At 61.0% G+C, this 25,160-nt stretch carries 23 protein-coding genes; 17 read left to right on the plus strand and 6 right to left on the minus strand.

Translation table 11 applies throughout. The features are described 5' to 3' along the window. Window positions 1-3: 3 nt before the first annotated feature. Genes rsmA through GUY40_RS22880 form a run of 4 tightly spaced genes read right to left on the minus strand, consistent with a single transcriptional unit; the run spans window position 4 to window position 5,849 of the window. A complete protein-coding gene (rsmA, locus tag GUY40_RS22865) occupies window positions 4-810 on the minus strand; it encodes a 16S rRNA (adenine(1518)-N(6)/adenine(1519)-N(6))-dimethyltransferase RsmA (RefSeq protein ID WP_166571181.1) in 807 nt (268 codons plus the stop codon). Continuing rightward, on the minus strand, window positions 807-1,796 hold the full coding sequence (gene pdxA / locus GUY40_RS22870) for a 4-hydroxythreonine-4-phosphate dehydrogenase PdxA (protein ID WP_166571182.1): 990 nt from the start codon (window positions 1,794-1,796) through the stop codon (window positions 807-809). The genes rsmA and pdxA overlap by 4 nt, the downstream gene beginning before the upstream one ends. Next, on the minus strand, window positions 1,793-3,085 hold the full coding sequence (locus GUY40_RS22875) for a peptidylprolyl isomerase (protein WP_166571183.1): 1,293 nt from the start codon (window positions 3,083-3,085) through the stop codon (window positions 1,793-1,795). Before GUY40_RS22875 ends, pdxA begins: the two co-directional genes overlap by 4 nt. Beyond that, a complete protein-coding gene (locus tag GUY40_RS22880) occupies window positions 3,066-5,849 on the minus strand; it encodes an LPS-assembly protein LptD (RefSeq protein WP_166571184.1) in 2,784 nt (927 codons plus the stop codon). The genes GUY40_RS22875 and GUY40_RS22880 overlap by 20 nt, the downstream gene beginning before the upstream one ends. Window positions 5,850-5,979: 130 nt before the next feature. Here GUY40_RS22880 and GUY40_RS22885 point away from each other — a divergent pair, with 130 nt between their 5' ends. From GUY40_RS22885 to GUY40_RS22895, 3 genes are read left to right on the plus strand one after another with little or no spacing between them, the layout of a single operon-like run. Then, window positions 5,980-7,005, plus strand: a complete 1,026-nt coding sequence (locus tag GUY40_RS22885) for an aminoglycoside phosphotransferase family protein (protein WP_166571185.1) — start codon at window positions 5,980-5,982, stop codon at window positions 7,003-7,005. Beyond that, the gene (gene murU / locus GUY40_RS22890; RefSeq protein WP_166571186.1) at window positions 7,002-7,670 is read left to right on the plus strand and encodes an N-acetylmuramate alpha-1-phosphate uridylyltransferase MurU; all 669 of its coding nucleotides are present in this window, start codon (window positions 7,002-7,004) and stop codon (window positions 7,668-7,670) included. Before GUY40_RS22885 ends, murU begins: the two co-directional genes overlap by 4 nt. Then, window positions 7,671-8,435, plus strand: a complete 765-nt coding sequence (locus tag GUY40_RS22895) for a DnaJ domain-containing protein (RefSeq protein WP_166571187.1) — start codon at window positions 7,671-7,673, stop codon at window positions 8,433-8,435. It abuts the gene before it with no gap. Window positions 8,436-8,443: 8 nt separating this feature from the next. Here GUY40_RS22895 and GUY40_RS22900 read toward each other — a convergent pair whose 3' ends face one another. Next, window positions 8,444-9,421 (minus strand): alpha/beta hydrolase family protein, encoded by a 978-nt coding sequence (locus GUY40_RS22900; protein WP_166571188.1) that lies wholly within the window; start codon window positions 9,419-9,421, stop codon window positions 8,444-8,446. Window positions 9,422-9,520: 99 nt separating this feature from the next. On the opposite strand from GUY40_RS22900, the gene GUY40_RS22905 reads away from it, so the two are divergent. From GUY40_RS22905 to GUY40_RS22965, 13 genes are all read left to right on the plus strand, one after another. Next, window positions 9,521-11,926, plus strand: a complete 2,406-nt coding sequence (locus GUY40_RS22905; protein ID WP_166571189.1) for a PAS domain S-box protein — start codon at window positions 9,521-9,523, stop codon at window positions 11,924-11,926. After that, a complete protein-coding gene (locus GUY40_RS22910) occupies window positions 11,923-12,552 on the plus strand; it encodes a response regulator transcription factor (RefSeq protein WP_166571190.1) in 630 nt (209 codons plus the stop codon). Before GUY40_RS22905 ends, GUY40_RS22910 begins: the two co-directional genes overlap by 4 nt. Before the next feature lie 273 nt (window positions 12,553-12,825). Then, window positions 12,826-13,947, plus strand: coding sequence for an ABC transporter ATP-binding protein (locus GUY40_RS22915; RefSeq protein ID WP_166571191.1), 1,122 nt, complete (start codon window positions 12,826-12,828; stop codon window positions 13,945-13,947). Between the two features lie 41 nt (window positions 13,948-13,988). Next, the gene (locus GUY40_RS22920; RefSeq protein ID WP_166571192.1) at window positions 13,989-15,023 is read left to right on the plus strand and encodes an ABC transporter substrate-binding protein; all 1,035 of its coding nucleotides are present in this window, start codon (window positions 13,989-13,991) and stop codon (window positions 15,021-15,023) included. 63 nt (window positions 15,024-15,086) lie between these two features. Next, complete coding sequence (locus tag GUY40_RS22925) at window positions 15,087-16,334, plus strand: ABC transporter permease (RefSeq protein ID WP_166571193.1); 1,248 nt, start codon at window positions 15,087-15,089, stop codon at window positions 16,332-16,334. An 11-nt stretch (window positions 16,335-16,345) separates the two neighbouring features. Continuing rightward, the gene (locus tag GUY40_RS22930; protein WP_166571194.1) at window positions 16,346-17,170 is read left to right on the plus strand and encodes an ABC transporter permease; all 825 of its coding nucleotides are present in this window, start codon (window positions 16,346-16,348) and stop codon (window positions 17,168-17,170) included. Between the two features lie 125 nt (window positions 17,171-17,295). After that, entirely contained in the window at window positions 17,296-17,970 is a 675-nt protein-coding gene (rpe, locus tag GUY40_RS22935) for a ribulose-phosphate 3-epimerase (protein WP_166571195.1), read from the plus strand. Beyond that, window positions 17,967-18,785, plus strand: a complete 819-nt coding sequence (locus GUY40_RS22940; RefSeq protein WP_166571196.1) for a phosphoglycolate phosphatase — start codon at window positions 17,967-17,969, stop codon at window positions 18,783-18,785. Before rpe ends, GUY40_RS22940 begins: the two co-directional genes overlap by 4 nt. 71 nt (window positions 18,786-18,856) lie before the next feature. Then, on the plus strand, window positions 18,857-20,344 hold the full coding sequence (gene trpE / locus GUY40_RS22945; RefSeq protein WP_166571197.1) for an anthranilate synthase component I: 1,488 nt from the start codon (window positions 18,857-18,859) through the stop codon (window positions 20,342-20,344). 10 nt (window positions 20,345-20,354) lie between these two features. Further along, window positions 20,355-20,948 carry an aminodeoxychorismate/anthranilate synthase component II gene (locus tag GUY40_RS22950; RefSeq protein WP_166571198.1) on the plus strand — a complete coding sequence of 198 codons (594 nt, stop codon included), beginning with the start codon at window positions 20,355-20,357 and terminating at the stop codon, window positions 20,946-20,948. 10 nt (window positions 20,949-20,958) lie between these two features. Next, complete coding sequence (gene trpD, locus GUY40_RS22955) at window positions 20,959-22,008, plus strand: anthranilate phosphoribosyltransferase (RefSeq protein ID WP_166571199.1); 1,050 nt, start codon at window positions 20,959-20,961, stop codon at window positions 22,006-22,008. Further along, on the plus strand, window positions 22,005-22,841 hold the full coding sequence (gene trpC, locus GUY40_RS22960; RefSeq protein WP_166571200.1) for an indole-3-glycerol phosphate synthase TrpC: 837 nt from the start codon (window positions 22,005-22,007) through the stop codon (window positions 22,839-22,841). Before trpD ends, trpC begins: the two co-directional genes overlap by 4 nt. A 52-nt stretch (window positions 22,842-22,893) precedes the next feature. Next, window positions 22,894-23,601 (plus strand): lipoate--protein ligase family protein, encoded by a 708-nt coding sequence (locus GUY40_RS22965; protein WP_166571201.1) that lies wholly within the window; start codon window positions 22,894-22,896, stop codon window positions 23,599-23,601. On the opposite strand, the gene crp is transcribed toward GUY40_RS22965, so the two are convergent. Next, window positions 23,598-24,242 carry a cAMP-activated global transcriptional regulator CRP gene (gene crp / locus GUY40_RS22970; protein WP_166571202.1) on the minus strand — a complete coding sequence of 215 codons (645 nt, stop codon included), beginning with the start codon at window positions 24,240-24,242 and terminating at the stop codon, window positions 23,598-23,600. The two genes, GUY40_RS22965 and crp, sit on opposite strands and share 4 nt — an antisense overlap. A 214-nt stretch (window positions 24,243-24,456) precedes the next feature. Between crp and GUY40_RS22975 the strand changes: the two genes are divergently transcribed. Next, the gene (locus GUY40_RS22975; RefSeq protein WP_166571203.1) at window positions 24,457-24,879 is read left to right on the plus strand and encodes an OsmC family protein; all 423 of its coding nucleotides are present in this window, start codon (window positions 24,457-24,459) and stop codon (window positions 24,877-24,879) included. Window positions 24,880-25,160 lie beyond the last annotated feature (281 nt).

Here is a 25,160-nt window from a genome sequence, read left to right on the forward strand (position 1 = left end):
ACTTCAGTTGGTGTGGGTCTGTTCAGCCAGCTTGTCGGCCAGACGGACGAAGGCGGCCAGGTCCAGTTGCTCCGGACGCAGGCTGCCGTCTACGCCGGCCGCTTCGATGGCGCTGTTGTCGAGCAGGGCCTTGAGGGTGTTGCGCAAGGTCTTGCGGCGCTGGTTGAACGCTTCGCGAACGATGCGTTCAAGCAGGTGATGGTCCTTGGCGGGATGTGGCAGCACCTCGTGCGGGACCAGCCGAACGATCGCCGAATCCACCTTGGGCGGCGGGTTGAACGCGCCCGGGCCGACGTTGAACAGGTGTTCTACGCGGCAGTGGTACTGAACCATGATCGACAGCCGGCCCCAGTCACCACCGCCAGGCCCTGCGGCCAGGCGCTCGACCACTTCCTTTTGCAGCATGAAGTGCATGTCGCGGATCAGGTGGGCGTTGTCCAGCAGGTGAAATATCAGCGGCGTCGAGATGTTGTAGGGCAGGTTGCCGACCACCCGCAGCGTGCCGGGCTCGGCACCCAGGGTGGTGAAGTCGAACTTCAGGGCATCACCCTGGTGCAGGCGGAAATTGTCTTTGCCGGCGAACTGTTGGTTCAGGATCGGTACCAGGTCCTTGTCCAGCTCCACCACGTCCAGCTGCGCACCGCTGCCCAGCAGGCCTTCGGTGAGCGCGCCCTGGCCCGGGCCGATTTCCAGCATGCGGTCACCCGGGCGGGCATGGATGGAGCGCAGGATACGGTCGATGACGCCGGCGTCGTGCAGGAAGTTCTGGCCGAAGCGCTTGCGCGCCCGGTGTTGGTAAGGCTGGTTCATAGTCGGGTCTCGGCCATCTGATAGGCGGTTTCCAGTGCGACCTGCAGGCTGCCGGTGTCGATCTTGCCGGTGCCGGCCAGATCCAGTGCGGTGCCGTGGTCGACGGAAGTACGGATGATGGGCAGGCCCAGGGTCACATTGACCGCAGCGCCGAAGCCCTTGTACTTGAGCACGGGCAAGCCTTGGTCATGGTACATCGCCAGCACTGCATCGCAGTGCTCCAGATATTTGGGGGTAAACAGGGTGTCGGCGGGCAGCGGGCCGCGAAGGTCGATGCCTTCGCCACGCAAGCGCTCCAGCGCCGGCTCAATGATGTCGATTTCTTCGCGGCCCAGATGACCGCCTTCACCGGCATGCGGGTTGAGACCGCACACCAGGATTCGCGGCTGGGCAATGCCGAATTTGTGCTTCAGGTCGGCGTGCAGGATACGGGTCACCCGTTCCAGTAGCTCAGGGGTGATGGCGTCGGCCACTTCGCGCAGGGGCAGGTGAGTGGTCGCCAGCGCCACCCGAAGGTTGCCGGTGGCCAGCATCATCACGACCTGCTCGGTTTCGGTCAGCTCCGCCAGAAACTCGGTATGACCGGAAAACGCCACCCCGCCTTCGTTGATCACGCCCTTGTGCACAGGGGCTGTGATCATCCCGGCGAAATGCCCATCCAGGCAGCCCTGGCCCGCACGCGTCAGGGTTTCGAGGACGAAGGCGGCGTTAGACTTGTCCAACTGGCCTGTGACCACTGGAGCGCCCAAGGGGGTGTCCCACACATACAGGCTACCCGCCTCTGCGGGTGTGTTGGGGAACGCATCGGGCGTGACCGGAACGAGGGTGACAGCCACCCCCAGCTCGGTGGCCCGCTCGGCGAGCAGGTCACGGCTGGTGATGGCGATCAGGGGGTGAGGCTGGTGTTGCGAGGCGATCAGCAGACACAGGTCAGGACCGATGCCCGCCGGTTCGCCGGGTGTGAGGGCAAAGCGCGTGGGGGTCACAGCTTGATTTCCACGTAGGCCTCGTCACGGATTTGACGGAGCCAGGTTTGCAGTTCTTCGTCGTATTTGCGGTTACGCAATACCGACATGGCTTGCTGCTCGCGGGCCTGGTCGGTGCTGTCGGTGGCGCGACGGCCAAGGACTTCCAGCACGTGCCAGCCGTAAGGGCTCTTGAACGGCTTGGACAGTTCGCCCTGAGGCGTCCTGGCCATGACTTCGCGGAACTCGGGCACCAGGGCGTTCGGGTCGATCCAGTTCAGGTCGCCACCGTTGAGTGCCGAACCTGGGTCTTCCGAGAAGCTTTTGGCCAGCGTGGCAAAATCTTCGCCTGACGTGATGCGTTCGTAGAGACGCTCGGCCAGCAGCTTGGTTTCCGCTTCGCTGCGGATTTCGCTTGGCTTGATCAGGATGTGACGCACATGGATTTCGTCGCGCATCTGAGCGCCGGCACCGCGTTTTTCCAGCAGCTTGAGGATGATGAAACCACCCGGGGTGCGAACGGGTTGCATCACGTCGCCCACTGCCAGCGAGGCGAGCTCGCGGTCGAACGGTGGAGGCAGCTGGGCCGCTTTACGCCAGCCCATCTCGCCACCTTCCAGTGCGTTGTCGCTGGCTGACTGGGAGATAGCCATTTGCGCGAAGTCGGCACCTTGCTTGAGCTGCTTGTAGACCGTTTCAGCCTTGCGGGCCGCGGTCTGGATTGCGTCGGAGTTGGCGCTTTCCGGGGTCGGGATCAGGATGTTGGCCAGGCGGAACTCTTCAGAGAGCTGCATCTTGCCCGCGTCGGAGGCGAGAAAGTTCTTCACTTCCTGCTCGGACACCTGGATACGCTCGGCCACGCGACGCTGACGAACACGGCTGATGATCATTTCCCGACGGACCTGATCACGTGCATCGTTGTACGACAGGCCATCACGGGCCAGGGCGGCCTGGAACTGTGCCACGGTCATGTTATTGCGCTGGGCTATGGTGCCGATGGCCTGGTTCAGTTCCTCGTCGGTGATGCGAATGCCCGAACGCTCGCCAATCTGCAGTTGCAGGCTCTCGATGATCAGGCGTTCGAGTACCTGCTGCTCCAGCGCGCCAACCGGAGGCTGGCCTGCACCCCGTTTGGCGATGGTTTGCTGAACTTCATGGACGCGTTGGTCCAGTTGGCTCTTCATGACGACGTCGTTATCGACGATGGCCACTATCTTGTTCAGGGACTGCACCTCGGCATGTGCCGCGGAACCCATCAACAGCGCGCCCAACATCAGCGGGCGCAGACAATCAGTAAGCTTGATCTTCACGTTTGCGATAACCTTGAATGCCTTGGTCGAGGAAGCCCTCGACCTTGTTGCCCGTAATGCCACCAAGGCCTTTGAGCACGATTTGCAGGAAGATGCCGTGGTCGCCTTTCTCGTTCTGCGGTGCGAATTGACTGAACTCGTCATAGTCGACCCAGTAACGGTTGATCAGGCGCAGCTTCCAGCAGCAGCTGTCGTATTCGAAGCCACCAAAGGCTTCCAGGGTGCGGTTGCGGTTGTAGTCATGCTGCCAGCGAGCAATGGCGTTCCACTGCGGGACGATCGGCCAGATGACCGAGAAGTCATGCTGTTCGATCTTGTAGTAGTCCTTGATGTAGTTCGGATCACCCGGCGTGCCGTAGTCGCCGCCACCCACCGACCATCTACCGGTCGTGGAGTCGTAACGGACCAGGTCGTTGCGGTAGCGATAGCCGAGGTTGATGACCTTGTTCGGGTTGTCTTCAGGCTGGTAGTGGAACATCGCGCTGCCCGAACGGGTGCTGCGGCTGTCCGGGTCCCAGTTGAAGTCCGAACTCAGGCGCCAGTCGCGGTTGAAGCGATATTCATATTCCAGTGCGTACGGCGACACATTGGCCTGGGCATCGGCGCGGGTGAGGTAGTCGATGCCTGGCAGTTGGACCTTGCGATCCTGGAAGTACACGGCCTGGCCGATGCTGAAGCGTTGACGCTCGAAGCCGTTGTCCTCGATCCAGCGGTTGGTCACGCCCAGCGACAATTTGTTTTCGTCACCGATGCGGTCGGAGCCATAGAAGCGGTTTTCACGGAACAGCGACGAGTAGTTGAAGGTCGACTCGGAGGTATCGAAGATCGGGATATCGGTCTGATCTTCATACGGGACATAGAGGTAGAACAGGCGCGGTTCCAGGGTCTGGCGATAGTTATTGCCGAACCATTGGGTGTTGCGGTCGAAATACAGGCCGCTGTCGATGCTGTAGACCGGGACACCACGGTTTTGACTGCTGCTGAACTGCTCATCAGCCAGCAAGGTGTTTTGGCCCGTTTGATCGAGATCCAGGTCGTAGTTGGTGAAACCGTATTTGATCGACGGTTTCAGGAAGCCAAAGGTCCATTCCAGTGGCAGGCTGACTCTTGGTTCGAGATTGGTTCTGTTGCCGTTAGCGCGCGCCAGCCCCGTCACGTTGTTGTCGAGGCGGGATTCCGCGATGCCCTGGTCGTTGATGTAGTCGCCGGTACGCAGGTCGCGGTCAAAACGTACGAATTCGGTGTTGTAGCTGAACTCCAGGCCACCCGGATGAACCGGCAGCGCACCGTTGAAGGTGATTTGCGGCAGACGGTCATACGGGGTGATCTGAGAAACCGTGGCCAGTTTCAGCGACTGTACGTTCAGGCGAGCAACATAAGAATCACCACGGTAGCTGACAGCACCTTGCTGGTTGATGTAATCGCTGGTGTCGACACCAATCTGATCGGTCTTCAAGTCCTGGAAGTAGTACGGATCGCTGATGTCGGTGTAATCAACTTCAGTGAGGACACGCGAGTCCAGGCCGCCCTTGTGTTGCCAGTTGAGCATCCAGCGCTGCTTGTCGTAATCGGACTGCAGTTCGCGCGAGTCGTCTTCATCGTTCAGGTACGCGCCGCCGAACTGGCCTTCGCTGCTCGGGGTCAGGTAGCGGAACTCGCCTTCCATCAACAGGCCGCGCTTGGCCATGTAGTGCGGAAACAACGTGGCGTCATAGTTCGGCGCCAGGTTGAAGTAGTACGGCGTGGTCAACGCAAAGCCGGTGTCACTGCTGGTGCTGATGGACGGCGGCAGGAAACCGGACTGACGACGGTCGTCGATCGGGAAGTAGATGTACGGGGTGTAGAAGATCGGAATGTTCTTCACCCGTAGTGTTGCGTTGGTTGCGGTACCGAAGCCGGTCGCCGGGTTCAAGGTGATGTTGTTGCCCTTGAGCTGCCAGGCGTTGCTGTTCGGCTCGCACGTGGTGTACGTACCATCCTTGAGGCGGATGATGGCGTTTTCAGCACGCTTGGCGTAAAGCGCGCTGCCGCGAGTATTGGACTTGTGCAGCACGTATTCGGCGTTGTCGATCTTCGCCTCGCCGGTATCGAGCTGGATTTCGGCATGGTCGCCGACCACCAGTGCGCCGTTGTCGCGCAGCTTGACGTTGCCATTGAGCTCGCCACGGTTTTCGGCCTGGTGCAGGCTGGCCTCGTCGGCCTCCACCTGCATGCTGCCCTGGCGCATGACCACATCACCGGCGAGCGTGGCAACTTGCTGCTCTTGCTCGTAGCGCGAAGCCTTGGCACCGATAAAGGTCGGGGCTTCGTCTTTCGGCGTTTTGTCGGTCATGCCCGGGCGGATCGGCTCGACGTAGGCTCCGGCGCAGTAAGGCGCGGTTTCGGCCAGCTGGGCAGGTGTGAGTTTGTCGCGCGCGACCCAGTCCAGGTGGCTATAGTCTGCGCTGCGAGCTTTCAGGGCGCGGCCTTTGCTTTCGGTGACCAGTACCGGGGTCGGGCCTTTTTCCTCGGCAACGGCCTCGCCAGCGCTCTGCTCAGCGGATTCGCTGGCGGAACTGACGGGGCTTTCGGTCTGCACAGGTCGAGGAGGCAATACGGCATTGCTGGATTTGGGCTTGCAGTCCCAGGCACCGGAAGCAGAGACTTGGCAGTCAAACTGATCCGCGGCAACCACGAATGGTACAGCTAGAGGTTGCATCGCCAGCAAACCGCCAGTGACCAGCAACGGGAATTTTTTACGAAACGCGGGGGATTTCAATGCCATCTTGTTAGTCCGGGCTTCCTGCGTGCCATCTGCCCGCGTGTGGGGCCGCACGCCTCTCGATGGTCTGAAAAAGATGCTGGATAATAAAGCATGACCCGCTTGACGGCTAGCGCCGTCGGAGACCCTTGTAATGCCTGAACACGATGTACGTTTGCAACACCTCGAAGTATGGCTCGGAGAACAATTGGCCGAGCTCTACCTGATCAACGGCTGGGGTGCGGTTCCCGCGGCAACCCTGACCGCCGCCAGCAGTGACGCGAGCTTTCGCCGTTACTTCCGTTGGCAGGGTGAAGGCCGCAGCTTTATCGTCATGGATGCGCCACCACCGCAGGAAAACTGCAAGCCTTTCGTGGATATCGACCGTTTGCTGGCGACTGCCGGCGTCAACGTGCCGGTCATTCATGCCCAGGATCTTGAACGCGGGTTCCTGTTGCTGAACGATTTGGGCAATCAGACCTACCTTGATGTCATCAATGCCGAGAATGCCGATGCGCTGTTCGATGACGCCATCGAGGCGCTGCTGGCGTTCCAGCAGCTGCCGATGGATGCGCCGTTGCCCAGCTACGATGTGGCCTTGTTGCGCCGTGAACTGGAGCTGTTCCCGGAGTGGTACGTGCGCCAGCACCTGGGCCATGGTTTCGACGCCACCCAGCAAGCCCTGTGGCAGCGCGTCAGCGACCTGTTGATCGACAGCGCCCTGGCTCAGCCCAAGGTGCTGGTGCACCGCGACTACATGCCGCGCAACTTGATGCTCAGCGAGCCCAACCCCGGTGTGCTGGATTTCCAGGATGCGGTGTATGGCCCGGTCACTTACGACATCACTTGCCTGTTCAAGGATGCCTTCCTCAGTTGGCCTGAAGGGCGCGTGCGCGCCTGGCTCCAGCGCTACTGGAATGAGGCTCGTGACCGGGATATTCCAGTCCAGCCTGACTTCGAAGACTTCCGTCGCGCCAGTGACCTGATGGGCGTACAGCGCCACTTGAAGGTGATCGGGATCTTCGCGCGCATCTGCCACCGTGACGGCAAGCCGCGCTACCTGAGCGATGTGCCGCGCTTCTTTGCTTACATAGAGACTGTGGTCGCCTGCCGCCCGGAACTGGCCGAACTGGGCAAACTGATCGCCAGCCTGAATGTAGCCACAGAGGCCTCGTCATGAAGGCCATGATTCTGGCCGCCGGTAAAGGCGAACGGATGCGCCCCTTGACCCTGCATACCCCCAAGCCATTGGTACCGGTGGCCGGCGTGCCGTTGATCGAGTATCACCTGCGCGCACTGGCGGCCGCCGGGTTTCATGACATCGTGATCAATCACGCCTGGCTTGGGCAGCAGATCGAAGACCATTTGGGCGACGGTGCGCAATTTGGCCTGAGCATCCAGTACTCGGCCGAAGGCGAGCCGCTGGAAACCGGCGGTGGCATCTTCAAGGCGCTGCCACTGCTGGGCGATGAGCCGTTTTTGATCGTTAACGGCGATGTCTGGACCGATTACGACTTCCGTGCCCTGCGCAAGCCACTGGCAGGTCACGCGCACCTGGTGCTGGTGAACAATCCGGTGCACCACCCGGCCGGTGACTTTGCCCTGGTCGATGGGCAGGTACGGGACGACGGTGAAGACCCAAAGCTGACCTACAGCGGCATTGCCGTGCTGGATCCGGCATTGTTCGATGGCGCAGGTTCGGGGGCCTTCAAGCTGGCACCGCTGCTCCGTAGGGCGATGGCACAGGGGCGGGTCACGGGTGAGCGATTCGGCGGCCGCTGGGTCGATGTCGGCACCCATGAGCGTCTGGCCGAGGTCGAATACTTGCTGGCCGAGCAACGCTGAATGCTGTGGCCTGTCACCCTGATCGGCGCGGCAGCCGGGTTTGCGATTGCGAGCATTCCCGGTACGTTGCTGGGGGCCTTGTTGGGGCAGGCGATGGATCGCCAACTTCGCGTGCAGGACTGGCCTGACCTGCTCGAGCGGCTCAGCGGCCGCTCGGCGCTGCGCGATGACGAAGTGCTGTTTGTATTGCTTGGGCGGTTGGCCAAGAGTTCAGGCCGGGTCGTCGATGGCCATATTCAGCAGGCCCAGCTGGAAATGCGTCGGTTGGGGCTGGAAGGCGGATCACGCAAACGGGCGATCACCGCGTTCAATCGCGGCAAGGCCGGACGTGATCGCTTGCGCGGGCACCTTCTGCGTCTGAGCCGTCAACCCAATACGGCAGAAGGCCTGCTGCGGGCGTGCTGGCGGATGATCTGGGCGGACGGTCGAGCCACTCGGGAGGAGCGCGAGCTGATTGTGCAGTGGGGCAAATGGCTGGGTTGGGGCCAGGTCCGGGTGCAGGGGTTGTCGCTGGAGTACGAACCGCAGAAAGCCGTGCCCGCCGGGCGCGGCACCCACTACCAGGATGCCTTGCGCCTGCTGGGCGTGGCGGCCAATACGGAGCCGGCGCAAATCAAGCGCGCATACCGGCGTCTGCTCAGCCGCCATCATCCGGACAAACTGACCGGCAATGGGGCGACACCGGCTCAGGTGCGCGAGGCCACCGAGCGCACCCGCGATCTGCATCAGGCCTATGCGCTGGTTCGCCAGCGCCGGGATTTCTAAGTATTGGATCAGCTGTCGGCGGGTGCCACCCAGCCCCGGACGCGGCGCACCAGCTGGTCCTGCTCGGCGGCCTGGTTGCCGGGCAGGGTGTTCAGTTTGATCTGGCGATAGCCGCTGTCCTTCTGCCGCTTGCTGGCTTGCAACCGCTCAAGCGCTGCCTTGGCGGCCTGTGGGGTGCCGGCGTAGAGCACATCGACGGTCGGGATTTTCAGGCTGGCGATCAGATCATCCAGGCGTTGATTGGCGATCGCCGGTGTCTGCGCGGCCACCATCACCAGTTTTTGCACCTGTGCTGGCTGACGCTGCTGCACATAGAGTGCGGTCCAGTAAGCGCCGCTGCCGTGTCCAAGCAGAATGATGCTGCGCACCTTTTGCTGCTGGGCATAGGCAATGCCGGCATCGATCCGTGCGAAGATCCGCTGCGCATCTTCATTGCCCAGATCGGTGATCGTGTCCTGGGCCGGGCTGGTTTCGGCAGCATCCGATTCGGCGGCAGTGGCTTGTTCAATGTTGGTGACGGTATCGGCGGGGGTCGCAGGTGTGCTCTGCTCGACGCGCGCGACCGTGGGTTCGACCCGCGATTGGGCAGCGCTGCTGAGCAGGTCCGGCAGGGTCAGGCTGAGGCTGTGCCAGCCGGCGTCGGGCAGTTTGCGCCGAAGCGGGCCGATTGCCTGGGGCCAGTCGGCGCTCTCCCCGGTGCCCGGGACAATCACCACCGCACCCTGTGGGTCACTGCTGTTGGCCGGTTTGAAGAGCGCGAGGAAGTTATCGCTGCCCGCCTGCAGGGTTTGCTGTTCCTGACCAGGCAATTGCCGTTCCAGCGCCACGGCGTCTTCCTGGCTACGCTCGGGCAGTGGCTGGCGCTCGGTGGGTGTCTGTTCGGAGGGAGCGGTGTCTGCGCTGTCGGCCGCCATGACCTGGGCGGCACAAGGTAGTATCAGTGCAAGGCACATCGCCATGAGCGGTGTGCGGTAGGTGTGCAACATTGGAAAACCCAGGCCGGAAATAATACCGGCAGCCTAATAGTATTTGTCAGGGACAGCCATGGCCTGCAATAGCTGCGATCTTCATTGATGAGACACAAGATGATGCGTTTGTGCTGCCTGTGGGTTATCGGCTGGTTGTGTTTTCCCTTGATTGCCTGGGCGGATGAAGCTGCTTCCGGCGCTGTTGTCCGGCTCGATCCGGCCCAGCAGCAATGGCTGCAGGAGCATCGGAACATACGGGTTGGCCTGGTCCTGCAAGCACCCTATGCGCAGTTTGACCGGCGCCTGCAGCAGCTGTCGGGGCCCAATGTCGAGTTGATCGAGTGGATCGCCAGATTGCTGCGCCTGGAGCTGACCTGGCGTAACTTCCCCGACCAGGAGACGCTGGAGAAAGCCTTGCGCGCCGGCGAGATCGATATGGCCCCGGGCATGACCCAGACGCCTGCAGGCCTGCGTTTGTGGTTGTTCTCCGATCCCTATATGCGGGTGCCGCAACTGGTCGTGGGCCCGCGCATCAGCGCCGTGGCAGTCGACCTGGAAAAGCTCGACAGCCGCGACCGGGTTGCCGTGCGCATGCCAAGCCCGGTAGCTGACTACCTGCGCAGCACGTATCCGAATCTGAACCTGCAAGGCGTACCGATGGAGCGCCAGGCCCTGCAATTGCTGCTCAGCGATCAGGCCCGGTATGCGGTCATCGATGAGGCTCAGTTGAGCCGCTTGTCGCGCGAGGCGGAATTTTCCGACCTGGTGGTGGTGGGTGATATCGGCTTGCCACAGTTATTGCGCGTTGCTTCACGGCGGGATTGGCCACAGTTGGCCGAGATCATCGAACAAGCGTTGCTGGCCGTTCCGGCTAAGGACCTGGAGAAGCTTCACGAGCGCTGGCTGCAACCCCGATACCCGCGGTTGACCGACTCCACGCGGTTCTGGCAGAACCTCTGCCTGGTGCTCGGCGGGCTGTTGTTTGCGAGCGCCGTCGTGGTGATGTTGTTGCGTCGGCAAAAGCGTGGGCTGGAGCAGCGCTTGCTGGGCGCGCGCGAGGACCTGGCGCGCCATCGCGCCAGTGAAGAAGCGCTGCGCCTGGCCCAGTTCTCGATCGACCAGAGCACCGTGGGCATTCTCTGGGTCAATTGGGACAGCCATGTGCGCTACGCCAACCGTGCGGCCGAAGCCATGCTCGGCTACTTGCCCGGTGCAGTCGTTGACCGGCCCTTGATCGATTTCGACCCGACCCTGCACATGGATCGCTGGTTGAGCCTGTGGCGGCGGGCGCGCTCGAGCGATGACCTGTTGCCGACCTTCGAAACCAATTGCGTGCGGGCCGATGGCAGCGTGTTGCCGGCTGACGTGTCGCTGAGTTTTCTGCGCTTTCGCGATGCCGAATACCTGGTGGTGTTTCTGACCGATGTCACCGAGCGCCGTCGTGCGCTGGCGGCCCTGCAGGAAAGCGAAGCGCGCTTGCAGGGCATCGCTGCCAACGTGCCGGGGTTGGTATTTCGCCTGGAGCGGTTGCGCCCCGGGGCCGAACTTGAATTTGCCTACATCAGCGAGGGCAGCGAGGCGCTGGTCGGATACTCTCCGGCCACCTTGCGCCATCCGGACATGGGCTTGCGCAGCCTCGTCCATCCGGACGACCGCGCCGCTTATCACCGTACCCAGGATCAAGCCCTGGACACCGACAGCGACTGGTCGTGGCAGGGCCGGATCCTGACCCGCCAGGGCGAAGAACGGTGGGCGGATATCAAGGCCATCACCCGTGGACTGGGCGAGGGAAGGGTGGTCTGGGATGGCATTGTCTGGGACATCAGTGAAAGCAAGCGCATCGAACATGAACTGGCCAGCTCCCAGGAGCAACTGCGTGAGCTGTCGGCGCACCTGGAGAGCGTTCGCGAAGAAGAAAAGGCCCGTATCGCCCGGGAAGTTCATGACGAGCTGGGGCAGATGCTCACCGTACTCAAGCTGGAAACCTCCATGTGCGAACTGGCCTACGCCCACCTCGACCCGGGCCTGAACGAACGGCTGAACAGCATGAAGCGCCTGATCGCCCAGCTGTTCCAGCTGATCCGCGACGTGGCCACGGCCTTGCGCCCGCCGATCCTGGACGCGGGGATCGGGTCGGCCATCGAGTGGCAGGCGCGGCGGTTTGAAGCTCGCACGCATATCCCCTGCCTGGTGCAGGTGCCGGATAATTTGCCAGCCTTGAGTGATGCCAAGGCGATCGGCCTGTTCCGGATCCTGCAGGAGGCGCTGACCAATGTAATGCGCCATGCCCAGGCGCATACTGTGCACATCAGCCTGAAACTGGATGGCTCGATGCTCTGTCTCACCATCAGTGACGACGGCTGCGGCTTTGCGGCGTCCACAAGCCGGCCCACCTCCTTTGGCCTGGTCGGCATGCGCGAGCGGGTATTGATGCTGGGCGGCAGCCTTGAGCTCGACAGCGAGCCGGGAGAAGGTACAACCTTGAGCGTAAGCATCCCTTTTGATGCAGGAGAACGGCAGTGATTCGGGTACTGGTAGCGGAAGATCACACCATCGTTCGGGAAGGCATCAAGCAGCTGATCGGGCTGGCCAAGGACCTGCTCGTGGTCGGTGAAGCCGGCAATGGCGAACAGCTGCTCGAGGCCCTGCGGCACACGCCCTGTGAAGTGGTGCTGCTGGACATCTCGATGCCTGGCGTCAATGGCCTGGAGGCTATACCCAGGATTCGGGCGTTGAATAACCCGCCGGCGATTCTGGTGCTGTCGATGCACGACGAAGCCCAGATGGCCGCCCGCGCCTTGAAAATCGGCGCCGCAGGTTATGCGACCAAAGACAGCGATCCAGCCTTGCTGCTGACCGCGATCCGCCGGGTCGGCAATGGCGGGCGCTATATCGACCCGGAACTGGCTGACCGGATGGTCTTCGAAGTCGGCCTGACCGACGCCCGGCCTTTGCACTCGCTGCTTTCCGAGCGGGAGTTCTCGGTCTTCGAGCGTCTGGCGCAGGGCGCCAACGTCAACGATATTGCCCAACAGCTGGCGCTGAGCAACAAGACCATCAGCACCCACAAGGCTCGCCTGATGCAGAAACTCAACGTCAACTCACTGGCTGAACTGGTCAAGTACGCCATGGAGCACAAGCTGGTGTAAGCCAGCCCTGTTCTAAAAACGACGTCTCCACCCGTTTCGCATAACCCTGTGGGAGCGGCTTCAGCCGCGAAAGGCTGGATGTGATCTACCTGACACACCACAAGCGCCATTTCCGCACGTTGGACGCTATCCAAAAAACGCCATCTCTGTAGGGCAATCCCTACCCCGTTGCTTCCAAGACGCTGATATCAATCTCTCTTGCCCCCCGATTTGCGCCTGCTGCAGCCTTCACTAGGCTTGATCCACGGCAGTCATCCAATAAAAGGTGTGGGTATGAGCGAGGTGAATTCGAGCGCTGGGGCAGGTGAGGTTCTGGTCAGCTTTCGTGGCGTGCAAAAAAGCTACGACGGTGAAAACCTGATCGTCAAAGACCTTAACCTGGAAATTCGCAAAGGCGAGTTTCTCACCTTGCTTGGGCCTTCGGGTTCCGGCAAGACCACCAGCCTGATGATGCTGGCCGGGTTCGAAACCCCGACCGCTGGCGAAATCAAGCTGGCCGGCAAAGCCATCAACAACGTGCCACCGCACAAGCGCGACATCGGCATGGTGTTTCAGAACTACGCCTTGTTCCCCCACATGACCGTGGCCGAGAACCTGGCCTTTCCGCTGACCGTGCGCGGCTTGAGCAAGACCGACGTCAGCGAGCGGGTCAAAAAGGTGTTGAACATGGTTCAGCTCGACGCCTTTGCCCTGCGTTACCCGGCGCAATTGTCCGGTGGCCAGCAGCAGCGGGTGGCCTTGGCCCGGGCGCTGGTGTTCGAGCCTCAGCTGGTGCTGATGGACGAACCCCTGGGCGCACTGGACAAGCAACTGCGCGAACACATGCAGATGGAAATCAAGCACCTGCACCAGCGCCTCGGCCTGACCGTGGTGTATGTGACTCACGATCAGGGCGAAGCCCTGACCATGTCCGACCGCGTGGCGGTGTTCCACCAGGGCGAAATCCAGCAGATTGCCGACCCGCGCACCCTCTACGAAGAGCCCAAGAACACTTTCGTCGCCAACTTTATCGGTGAAAACAACCGCATCAGCGGACAGTTGCTCAGCCAGAACGGTGACCAATGCGTGATTGCCTTGCCGCGTGGCGAGAAGGTCCAGGCGCTGGCCGTCAACGTTGGCCAGCCGGGTGAGCCGGTGACCCTGTCGATTCGCCCTGAGCGCATACGCCTCAATGGCCATAGCGAAAACTGCGCCAACCGGTTCTCCGGGCGCGTCGCCGAATTCATTTACCTGGGTGATCACGTGCGGGTGCGCCTGGAGGTTTGCGGCAAAACCGACTTCTTCGTCAAACAGCCAATCGCCGAACTCGACCCGGCCCTGGCCGTGGGCGATGTGGTGCCGCTTGGCTGGCAGGTCGAGCACGCGCGGGCGCTCGACCCGTTGGAAGTCAACTGAAGGACTGCTTCACCAACCCTGCACTGTGGAGAGAATAATAAATGCTCAAACACTTGAAATTCACAGCCCTGACATTGGGCTTGCTGGGCGCGGCCCAGGCGATGGCGGCAACCGATCTGACCGTGGTGTCTTTCGGCGGCGCCAACAAGGCGGCGCAGGTCAAGGCCTTCTATGAGCCGTGGGAAAAAGCCGGCAATGGCAAGATCGTCGCCGGTGAGTACAACGGCGAAATGGCCAAGGTCAAAGCCATGGTCGATACCAAGAGCGTGTCCTGGAACCTGGTAGAGGTCGAATCCCCGGAATTGGCGCGCGGTTGTGACGAGGGCATGTTCGAAGAGCTCGACCCGGCTCTGTTCGGCAAGGAAGAAGACTACATCAAAGGCGCCATCCAGCCGTGTGGCGTCGGCTTCTTTGTGTGGTCGACCGTACTGGCCTACAACGCCGACAAACTGAAAGCCGCACCCACCAGCTGGGCCGATTTCTGGGACACCAAGCAGTTCCCGGGCAAACGTGGCCTGCGCAAGGGCGCCAAGTACACCCTCGAATTCGCCCTCATGGCCGACGGCGTCGCGCCTAAAGACGTTTACAAAGTGCTGGCCACCAAAGAAGGCCAGGACCGTGCTTTCAAGAAACTCGACGAGCTCAAGCCCAGCATCCAGTGGTGGGAAGCCGGTGCTCAGCCACCGCAGTACCTGGCCTCGGGCGACGTAGTGATGAGCTCCGCCTATAACGGCCGGATCGCCGCGGTACAAAAAGAAAGCAACCTGAAAGTAGTCTGGAACGGCGGCATCTACGACTTCGACGCCTGGGCCATTCCAAAGGGTGCCAAAGACGTTGAGGCGGCGAAGAAATTCATCGCCTTCACCGTTCAGCCCGAGCAGCAGAAAACCTACTCGCAGAACATCGCCTACGGGCCGGCCAACACCCAGGCAGTGCCACTGCTGGACAAGGCCATCCTCCAGGACATGCCGACCACGCCGGAAAACATCGCCAACCAGGTGCAAATTGATGTGGCCTTCTGGGCCGACAACAGCGAGCAACTGGAGCAACGTTTCAACGCTTGGGCTGCCAAGTAACAGTGTCGTTGAAGCGTCACCCGCGGGGTGACGCTTCCCTCGTAGAAGATTTCGGAGTTCGCTATGGCCATCGCAGTGCCTATGAAACAGGACGCCAGCCCCAACCTGAAGCAGCGTCTGGCTCGTGCCGAGCGGGTCAACCGCTGGAAGGCCCAGGCCCTGATCGCGCCGCTGGTGCTGTTTCTGCTGTTGGTCTTTTTGGTGCCGATCGTTGCGCTGCTCTACAAAAGCGTTGGCAACCCGGAAGTGGTCAATGGGCTGCCGCGTACTGTTGAAGCCGTGGCCGCCTGGGATGGCAAAAGCCTGCCCGATGAGCAGGTGTACAAGGCCTTGAGTGAAGACCTGGCCGAGTCCCGCAAAAATCAAAGCCTGGGCGATTTGTCCAAGCGTCTGAACATGGAACTGGCCGGCTACCGCAGCCTGCTGGCAAAAACCGCTCGTGCCTTGCCGTTCAAGACCGAGCCGGCCTCTTATAAAGAAGCCCTGCAAAATCTCGACGAGCGCTGGGGCGACCCGGCCTATTGGCAGACGATCCGGCGCAACACCAGCAGCGTGACCCCTTACTACCTGTTGGCCGCCGTCGACCACCGTATCGATGACCTGGGCGAACTGGCACCTGCCACCCCCGATCAGGCCATCTACCTGGACATCTTCGCCCGTACTTTCTGGATGGGCCTGGTGATCACCGCCATCTGTCTGGTGCTGGCCTACCCACTGGCCTACCTGTTGGCGAACTTGCCGGCTCGTCAAAGCAACCTGCTGATGATTCTGGTGCTGCTGCCGTTCTGGACCTCGATTCTGGTCCGAGTCGCCGCCTGGATCGTGCTCTTGCAGTCCGGTGGCTTGATCAACAGTGCACTGATGGCCATGGGTATTATCGATAAACCGCTGGAACTGGTGTTCAACCGGGTCGGGGTTTACATCTCGATGGTGCACATCATGCTGCCGTTCATGATTCTGCCGATCTACAGCGTGATGAAAGGGATCTCGCCAACCTATATGCGTGCAGCGATCTCGCTGGGTTGCCATCCGTTTGCCAGCTTCTGGCGTGTGTATTTCCCGCAGACCTATGCAGGCGTAGGGGCCGGTTGCCTGTTGGTGTTCATCCTGGCCATCGGTTACTACATCACCCCGGCCTTGCTCGGCAGCCCGAACGATCAAATGGTCAGCTACTTCGTTGCGTTCTACACCAACACCAGCATCAACTGGGGTATGGCCACGGCGCTGGGCGGGCTGTTGCTGCTCGCCACCGTGATCCTGTACCTGATCTATAGCTGGCTGGTCGGCGCCAGCCGCCTGCGCCTGAGCTGAGGAGAATCAAAATGTTGAGCCCTTACATTTCGCCCGTGGAACGGGTCTGGTTCTATACCTTGCGCATACTCTGCGGGCTGGTGCTGTTGTTCCTGATTCTGCCGGTGCTGGTCATTGTGCCGCTGTCGTTCAACTCCGGCAGCTTTCTGGTCTACCCGCTGCAAGGCTTCTCGCTGCACTGGTATCAGGATTTCTTCGGTTCGGCCGAATGGATGCGCGCACTGAAAAACAGCATCATTGTGGCGCCGGCCGCCACCGTACTGGCCATGGTCTTTGGCACCCTGGCCTCGATCGGCCTGACCCGCGGTGATTTCCCCGGCAAGTCGTTGGTGATGGCGCTGGTGATTTCACCGATGGTCGTGCCGGTGGTGATTATCGGTGTGGCCAGCTACCTGTTCTTTGCCCCGCTGGGCATGGGTAACAGCTACATCTCGCTTATCCTGGTGCACGCCGTGCTCGGTGTACCTTTTGTGATCATCACCGTGTCGGCCACGCTGCAGGGCTTCAACCAGAATCTGGTGCGAGCGGCGGCCAGTCTTGGCGCCTCGCCGCTCACCACCTTCCGCCGCGTGACCTTGCCGTTGATTGCGCCGGGGGTGATTTCCGGGGCCCTGTTTGCCTTTGCGACCTCGTTCGATGAAGTAGTGGTCACGCTGTTCCTGGCCGGCCCCGAGCAAGCCACGTTGCCACGGCAAATGTTCAGCGGGATTCGCGAGAACCTGAGCCCGACCATCGCCGCAGCCGCGACCCTGCTGATTGCCTTCTCGGTGGTGCTGCTGCTGACCCTGGAGTGGCTGCGCGGTCGCAGCGAGAAGCTGCGCACGCAGGTGGCATAAGGCGTCGATTGCCTTGAGCGCCAGGCGGGCCGTGACCGTCGTCAGCTTTGGCGATGGTCACGGCCCGCAACGCTTTGGCTGAGGTACAATGCGCGCCATCGTGATTCAGCCAAAACAGGTTCGCCATGCAGCCCTTCGCTATTGCTCCGTCCATTCTGTCCGCGGATTTCGCTCGCCTGGGCGAAGAAGTCGACAATGTCCTTGCCGCTGGCGCCGACATCGTTCACTTCGATGTCATGGACAACCACTATGTGCCTAACCTGACCATCGGCCCGATGGTCTGCACGGCACTGCGCAAATACGGCATTACCGCACCCATCGACGCGCACCTGATGGTTTCGCCGGTTGACCGCATCATCGGCGACTTTATCGAAGCTGGCGCCACCTACATCACCTTTCATCCGGAAACCACGTTGCACGTGGACCGTTCGCTGCAGTTGATCCGCGACGGCGGTTGCAAGGCCGGCCTGGTATTCAACCCGGCAACGCCGCTGGATGCGCTCAAATACGTCATGGACAAGGTCGACATGATCTTGCTGATGAGCGTCAACCCAGGCTTTGGTGGGCAGAAGTTCATCCCCGGCACCCTCGACAAGCTGCGCGAAGCCCGGGCCTTGATCGACGCTTCGGGCCGCGACATTCGTCTGGAAATCGACGGCGGCGTCAACGTCAACAATATCCGTGAAATCGCCGAAGCCGGCGCCGACACCTTTGTGGCCGGTTCCGCGATTTTCAACACCCCGGACTACCGCGAAGTGATTGAGAAAATGCGTGCCGAACTGGCGCTGGCACGGCCATGAGTGGCTTCGAGCAGCTGTTCCCGGGAAGTTTGCCTAGGCTGGTGATGTTCGACCTGGACGGTACGTTGGTCGATTCAGTCCCAGACCTTGCCGCCGCGGTGGAGAAAATGCTGCTCGCCCTGGGCCGCGCCCCGGTCGGCATCGACGCGGTGCGGCTCTGGATCGGCAACGGCGCCCGGGTTCTGGTGCGTCGTGCGCTGGCCAATGACCTGGATCATGCCGACATCGGCGAGGCCGAGACCGAGCAGGCGCTGGCGCTCTTCATGGATTCCTACGCCGACAGCCATGACCTCACCGAGGTCTATCCCGGCGTACGAGACACCTTGAAATGGTTGCACAAGCAAGGCGTCGAAATGGCCCTGATCACCAACAAGCCTGAGCGCTTCGTCGCGCCCTTGCTCGACGAGCTCAAGCTTGGCCGCTATTTCCGCTGGATTATCGGCGGCGATACCCTGCCGCAGCAAAAGCCTGATCCTGCAGCCTTGCTGTTTGTGATGAAAATGGCCGGGGTAGAGCCTCGGCAGGCCTTGTTCGTCGGCGATTCGCGCAACGACGTGCTGGCGGCAAAAGCCGCCGGCGTGGCCTGTGTGGCGCTGACCTACGGCTACAACCACGGTCGCCCGATCAGCGAGGAGTCGCCTGCGTTGGTCATAGACGACCTGCGCGTATTGCTCCCCGGTTGCTTAGATGCAGCCACTGGGATAACGTTGGCGGACGTTGAAGCCCCCCCTCAAAGAGATTCCATCGTGGTGGTCACTCGCAAACTCTGGATGAAAGTCATCAAGGCCCTGGCCCGTTGGCGTTGGCGCGCCTGATTACTTTCTGGCCGGCTTGTCCGGCGCGTTTGCATACCTGACCGTTTTTACCTCATGCCACGAGGCTGATCATGACCCGCGAAGAATTCCTGCGTTTGGCCGCTGCCGGCTATAACCGCATTCCCCTTGCCCGCGAAACCCTGGCCGACTTCGACACCCCGCTGTCGATCTACCTGAAACTGGCCGATGCGCCCAACTCCTACCTGCTGGAGTCGGTGCAGGGTGGCGAGAAATGGGGTCGCTATTCGATCATTGGCCTGCCATGCCGCACAGTGATGCGCGTTCACGACCATCAGGTGGTCGTGACCCAGGACGGCAACGAGGTCGAACGTCACGACGTTGAAGACCCACTGGATTTCGTCGAGACCTTCAAAAACCGCTACAAGGTACCGACCATCGCCGGTTTGCCGCGTTTCGACGGTGGCCTGGTCGGCTACTTCGGCTACGACTGCGTGCGTTACGTTGAAAAGCGCCTGGGCAAATGCCCGAACCCGGATCCGCTGGGCGTGCCGGATATCCTGCTGATGGTGTCGGACGCTGTGGTGGTGTTCGACAACCTCGCCGGCAAGATGCACGCGATCGTGCTGGTCGACCCGGCCAACGAAGGCGCCTACGAGCAAGGCCTGGTCCAACTCGAAGGGCTGATGGAAAAACTTCGCCAGCCGATCACCCCGCGCCGCGGCCTGGACCTGGCCCGTCAACAAGCCGCCGAGCCGGTGTTCCGCTCCAGCTTCACCCAGTCTGACTATGAGCAGGCCGTCGACACCATCAAGGAGTACATCCTGGCGGGCGACTGCATGCAAGTGGTGCCATCGCAGCGCATGTCGATCGACTTCAAGGCCGCGCCCATCGACCTTTACCGCGCGTTGCGCTGCTTTAACCCGACGCCTTACATGTACTTCTTCAATTTCGGCGACTTCCATGTCGTTGGCAGTTCGCCGGAAGTCCTGGTGCGGGTTGAAGACAATCTGATCACCGTCCGCCCGATCGCCGGCACTCGCCCACGCGGTGCGACCGAAGAAGCTGACCTCGCGCTGGAAGAAGACCTGCTGTCGGACAGCAAGGAAATTGCCGAACACCTGATGCTGATCGACCTGGGCCGCAACGACACCGGTCGCGTGTCGGAAATCGGCTCGGTCAAGGTCACCGAGCAAATGGTCATCGAACGTTATTCCAACGTCATGCATATCGTGTCCAACGTCACCGGCCAGCTCAAGCAAGGCCTGACGGCAATGGACGCTCTGCGTGCCATCCTGCCGGCCGGCACCTTGTCGGGGGCGCCGAAGATCCGTGCCATGGAAATCATCGATGAGCTGGAGCCGGTCAAGCGCGGCGTGTATGGCGGCGCAGTCGGTTACCTGGCCTGGAATGGCAACATGGACACCGCCATTGCCATTCGCACCGCGGTGATCAAGGACGGTGAACTGCACGTACAGGCCGGGGGCGGTATCGTTGCCGATTCCGTGCCGCTGTTGGAGTGGGAGGAGACGCTGAACAAGCGCCGCGCGATGTTCCGCGCCGTTGCGCTCGCCGAACAAACCCCCGCGTCCGACGCCTGAGGAACAGACCATGCTGTTGATGATCGACAACTACGATTCTTTTACCTACAACGTCGTCCAGTACTTCGGCGAGTTGGGGGCGGACGTCAAAGTGATCCGCAATGACGAAATGACCATCGCCCAGATCGAGGCGCTGAATCCTGCACGCATCGTCGTTTCGCCAGGCCCGTGCACACCGACCGAAGCCGGTGTGTCGCTGGAGGTGATCAGGCACTTCGCCGGCAAGCTGCCGATTCTGGGCGTTTGCCTGGGGCACCAATCCATCGGCCAGGCCTTCGGCGGTGATGTGGTTCGCGCCCGCCAGGCCATGCATGGCAAGATTAGCCCGGTCGTTCATGAAGACCAGGGCGTGTTCGAAGGCCTTAATCACCCGCTCACCGTGACTCGCTATCACTCGCTGGTGGTCAAGCGCGAAACCCTGCCCGAGTGCCTGGAAGTAACTGCCTGGACTGCGCTGGAAGACGGCTCGGTCGACGAAATCATGGGCCTGCGGCACAAAACCCTGAACATCGAAGGGGTGCAATTTCACCCTGAATCGATTCTCACCGAGCAAGGCCACGAGTTGTTCGCCAACTTCCTCAAGCAGACCGGCGGCAGCCGCTAAGGATCGGATCATGGATATCAAGAGCGCGCTGAACCGTATTGTCAGCCAGCTGGACCTGAGCACCGAAGAAATGCGCGACGTCATGCGCGAAATCATGACCGGCCAATGCACTGAAGCCCAGATTGGCGCTTTCATGATGGGCATGCGCATGAAAAGCGAGAGCATCGACGAGATCGTCGGCGCGGTCTCGGCCATGCGCGAGCTGGCCGACAAGGTCGAGCTGCAGAACCTGGATGGTGTTGTCGATGTGGTCGGGACTGGCGGCGATGGCGCCAATATTTTCAACGTCTCCACCGCCTCGGCCTTCGTGGTCTCGGCGGCGGGCTGCACCGTGGCCAAGCATGGCAACCGGGCGGTGTCGGGCAAGAGTGGCAGCGCGGACCTGCTTGAGGCCGCCGGTATCTACCTGAACCTGACGCCGGTACAGGTTGCACGCTGTATCGAGAGCGTCGGCATCGGTTTCATGTTTGCCCAGGCGCACCACGGCGCCATGAAGCATGCAGCCGGTCCGCGCCGTGATCTGGGCCTGCGGACCTTGTTCAATATGCTCGGCCCGCTTACGAATCCGGCCGGGGTTCGTCATCAGGTCGTCGGCGTGTTCAACCAGGCCCTGTGCCGGCCGCTGGCCGAAGTGCTGCTGCGTCTGGGCAGCAAGCATGTACTGGTGGTGCATTCGCAGGATGGCCTGGATGAATTCAGCCTCGCAGCCCCCACTTTTGTGGCGGAACTAAAAGACGGCCAGATCACCGAATACTGGGTGCAGCCAGAAGACCTGGGCATCAAGAGCCAGAGCCTCTACGGCTTGGTGGTTGATAGCCCGGCTGCCTCGCTGGAATTGATCCGCGACGCCCTGGGGCGACGCAAGACTGAACATGGCCAGAAGGCCGCGGAAATGATCGTGCTCAATGCCGGTGCCGCGCTGTATGCGGCTGACCATGCATCGAGCCTCAGGGAAGGTGTGGCTCTGGCCCACGACGCCTTGCACACCGGCCTGGCCCGGGAAAAGCTCGAAGAGCTGGGTGCCTTTACCGCGGTGTTCAAGCAGGAGAATGAAGGATGAGTGTACCGACGGTTCTGGAGAACATTCTTGCCCGCAAGGCCGAGGAAGTAGCCGAGCGGCGAGCCAAGGTCAGTCTGCTGGAGCTTGAGCGTCTGGCAGCTCAGGCCGACGCGCCCCGTGGCTTCGCCCAGGCGCTGATCGACCAGGCGGCGCGCAAGCAACCGGCTATCATTGCCGAGATCAAGAAGGCTTCGCCGAGCAAGGGCGTGATTCGCGAACATTTCATCCCTGATGAAATCGCCGTGAGCTACGAAAAGGGCGGTGCGACCTGCCTGTCGGTGTTGACCGATATCGATTATTTCCAGGGTGCTGACCTCTACCTGCAGCAGGCGCGCTCCGCGTGCAGGTTGCCGGTCATCCGCAAGGATTTCATGATCGACCCATACCAGGTCGTCGAGGCCCGGGCATTGGGCGCCGATTGTGTGCTGTTGATTGTCTCCGCCCTGGATGACGTGAAAATGGCCGAACTGGCGTCGGTGGCCAAGGGCGTCGGCTTGGATGTGCTGGTTGAAGTGCATGATGGCGATGAGCTGGAGCGTGCGTTGAAAATCCTCGATACGCCGTTGGTGGGGATCAACAACCGCAACCTGCACACCTTCGAGGTGAGCCTGGAAACCACGCTGGACCTGCTGCCCCGCGTACCGCGTGATCGGTTGGTCATTACCGAGAGCGGTATCCTCAACCGTGCCGATGTCGAGTTGATGGAAATCAACGAAGTGTATTCGTTCCTGGTCGGTGAAGCCTTCATGCGTGCCGAAGACCCAGGGCTTGAGCTACAGCGGCTGTTCTTCCCGGAGCGCGCCGCGGCTATCACCGTTTCACCTTTGGACTGATCCACTGAAAAGCCGGCGATGCCGGCTTTTTTGCATCGATAAGGTTGCTGATATGACGTTTGAACCTGTTGCCTTGACCGTCGAAGCCGGTCTGCATGCCGAACAGGATTTGCTGGCTGCCGTGTGTGCGGGCGAGCAATCCCATGGCTTGCTGTGCTGGCAGCCGACGGATCGTGCGCTGGTGATGCCTCGGCGCATGAGCCGGTTGGCTGATTTCGAAGAGGCCTGCGGTGAGCTGGCAATTTCCGGCTGGCCAGTGCTGTTGCGTGAAACCGGTGGCGAGCCGGTGCCCCAATCACCTGCCGTGCTGAACCTCGCATTGGTGTACGCCGCGCCGCGCAGCGAAGGTGACCATGGCCGGATCGAAGCTGCCTACGAGCGACTTTGCCAACCCTTGTGTGGTCTGTTGAGCGAGTGGGGCGGTGAGGCGGGTGTCGGTGCGATCGAGGGCGCATTCTGTGACGGTCGCTATAACGTCAATTTGAATGGCCGAAAACTCGTCGGTACGGCCCAGCGCTGGCGCCAGGGCATGGGTAGCAAGCGTCCAGTGGTGTTGGTGCACGGTGCCTTGCTGCTGGATAACGAGCGTGAGTCGATGGTCTTTGCGGTCAATCAGTTCAATGAAATCTGCAATCTTGAGCAACGCTGCCGTGCCGAGAGCCACATCGCGCTGCATGAAGTATTTCCCCAGGCGCCCTTGATCGAGCACCTGCTTCAGGTATACCGGGAAACACTCGACGCCATCCCTGTCGACGCTTAACGCGTCCCGAAGACCACCATGGTCTTGCCTTTGACGTGAACCAGGCTGCGTTCTTCCAGGTCCTTGAGGACGCGGCCAACCATCTCACGTGAACAACCGACGATCCGGCCAATCTCCTGGCGGGTGATCTTGATCTGCATGCCATCAGGGTGGGTCATGGCATCGGGTTGCTTGCACAACTCGAGCAGGCAGCGGGCAACCCGTCCGGTGACATCGAAAAAGGCCAGGTCACCGACCTTGCGGGTGGTATTGCGCAGGCGTTGAGCCATCTGGCTGCCCAGGGCATACAGTATTTCCGGCTCCTGTTCGGCCAGTTCGCGGAATTTGGCGTAGGTAATCTCGGCAACTTCGCATTCGGACTTGGCGCGAACCCAGGCGCTGCGCTGCTGTTCCTGACCGGCCGGCTCGAACAGGCCCAGTTCCCCGAAGAAATCCCCAGCGTTGAGGTAGGCAATGATCATCTCGTGGCCGTCATCATCCTCGATCAGGATAGTGACCGAGCCTTTGATTATGAATGACAGGGTTTCAGAGCGATCACCGGCGCAGATGATACTGCTCTTGGCCGCATAGCGACGACGTTGGCAGTGAGCGAGGAGTTTGTCGACATTTTTGATTTTGGGTGCAAGGGTTGGAACGACCATGGCGCTATCCCGGAATTGAGTGAAACCGAAGCAGTACAGTTCTTATTCAAGTCGCCTTCGGCTTGACGCCAGCGATTTGGCGCAGCTTAGCAGAGGCCTTGGCTTGTATCTGCACATACTTGATCGATTCCTTTACTTCGTTCTGAAGCGCGTTCGTCGGCGTTATGGGGCGCTGTGCTAAGCTGGCGACCTTTTTTACAGTGGAGTCCTGGTGATGAAGGCGCGTATCCAGTGGGCCGGTGAGGCCATGTTTCTCGGTGAGTCGGGCAGCGGCCATGTGGTCGTAATGGACGGCCCACCCGAAAGCGGCGGCCGCAATCTGGGCGTGCGCCCTATGGAAATGCTGCTGCTGGGCCTGGGCGGGTGCAGCAACTTCGATGTGGTCAGCATTCTGAAAAAGTCGCGCCAGGCCGTGGAAAGCTGCGAAGCCTTCCTGGAAGCCGAACGGGCCGATGAAGATCCGAAAGTATTTACCAAGATCCATCTGCAATTTGTGGTCAAGGGACGTGGCTTGAAGGAAGCCCAGGTCAAGCGGGCGGTTGAGCTGTCAGCAGAAAAATACTGTTCAGCGTCGATCATGCTCGGGCGTGCCGGAGTGGAGATCACCCACGACTACGAAATCGTCGAGCTGGGTTGATCCACTCGAACGCAAAAAGCCCTCGATGAGGGCTTTTTTCAGACTGCTGACAAACCCAAATTTACCAACTGTAGGAGCCGGGCTTGTCGGAGCGCCGAACCGCCGCGATACAGGCGCCGCGGTGCTCCTGATACAAGGCGGTGTCTTCATCGCAGGCAAGCCTTGCTCCTATGTATGGACTCGCCTCCTCAGTCAACCCACTTTCAAACACTGCTGCCCGGCTTGCATCTATGTATCAGGCCTATTCGAGGAAGCCGTCTTCGGCTTCTGGCCAACATTGG

The organism is Pseudomonas sp. R5(2019) (assembly GCF_009905435.1).
Classification (GTDB): domain Bacteria; phylum Pseudomonadota; class Gammaproteobacteria; order Pseudomonadales; family Pseudomonadaceae; genus Aquipseudomonas.

Bases quoted from the DNA above. Each gene is read 5' to 3' on its own strand.
- GUY40_RS22905 (WP_166571189.1), top strand. From the start codon at position 9,521: ATGATGCGTTTGTGCTGCCTGTGGGTTATCGGCTGGTTGTGTTTTCCC.
- trpD (WP_166571199.1), top strand. From the start codon at position 20,959: ATGGATATCAAGAGCGCGCTGAACCGTATTGTCAGCCAGCTGGACCTG.
- GUY40_RS22975 (WP_166571203.1), top strand. From the start codon at position 24,457: ATGAAGGCGCGTATCCAGTGGGCCGGTGAGGCCATGTTTCTCGGTGAG.
- GUY40_RS22930 (WP_166571194.1), top strand. From the start codon at position 16,346: ATGTTGAGCCCTTACATTTCGCCCGTGGAACGGGTCTGGTTCTATACC.
- GUY40_RS22880 (WP_166571184.1), bottom strand. From the start codon at position 5,849: ATGGCATTGAAATCCCCCGCGTTTCGTAAAAAATTCCCGTTGCTGGTC.
- crp (WP_166571202.1), bottom strand. From the start codon at position 24,242: ATGGTCGTTCCAACCCTTGCACCCAAAATCAAAAATGTCGACAAACTC.
- rsmA (WP_166571181.1), bottom strand. From the start codon at position 810: ATGAACCAGCCTTACCAACACCGGGCGCGCAAGCGCTTCGGCCAGAAC.
- GUY40_RS22965 (WP_166571201.1), top strand. From the start codon at position 22,894: ATGACGTTTGAACCTGTTGCCTTGACCGTCGAAGCCGGTCTGCATGCC.
- GUY40_RS22950 (WP_166571198.1), top strand. From the start codon at position 20,355: ATGCTGTTGATGATCGACAACTACGATTCTTTTACCTACAACGTCGTC.
- GUY40_RS22900 (WP_166571188.1), bottom strand. From the start codon at position 9,421: ATGTTGCACACCTACCGCACACCGCTCATGGCGATGTGCCTTGCACTG.
- GUY40_RS22925 (WP_166571193.1), top strand. From the start codon at position 15,087: ATGGCCATCGCAGTGCCTATGAAACAGGACGCCAGCCCCAACCTGAAG.
- trpE (WP_166571197.1), top strand. From the start codon at position 18,857: ATGACCCGCGAAGAATTCCTGCGTTTGGCCGCTGCCGGCTATAACCGC.
- GUY40_RS22940 (WP_166571196.1), top strand. From the start codon at position 17,967: ATGAGTGGCTTCGAGCAGCTGTTCCCGGGAAGTTTGCCTAGGCTGGTG.
- GUY40_RS22915 (WP_166571191.1), top strand. From the start codon at position 12,826: ATGAGCGAGGTGAATTCGAGCGCTGGGGCAGGTGAGGTTCTGGTCAGC.
- rpe (WP_166571195.1), top strand. From the start codon at position 17,296: ATGCAGCCCTTCGCTATTGCTCCGTCCATTCTGTCCGCGGATTTCGCT.
- GUY40_RS22920 (WP_166571192.1), top strand. From the start codon at position 13,989: ATGCTCAAACACTTGAAATTCACAGCCCTGACATTGGGCTTGCTGGGC.
- GUY40_RS22895 (WP_166571187.1), top strand. From the start codon at position 7,671: ATGCTGTGGCCTGTCACCCTGATCGGCGCGGCAGCCGGGTTTGCGATT.
- trpC (WP_166571200.1), top strand. From the start codon at position 22,005: ATGAGTGTACCGACGGTTCTGGAGAACATTCTTGCCCGCAAGGCCGAG.
- GUY40_RS22885 (WP_166571185.1), top strand. From the start codon at position 5,980: ATGCCTGAACACGATGTACGTTTGCAACACCTCGAAGTATGGCTCGGA.
- murU (WP_166571186.1), top strand. From the start codon at position 7,002: ATGAAGGCCATGATTCTGGCCGCCGGTAAAGGCGAACGGATGCGCCCC.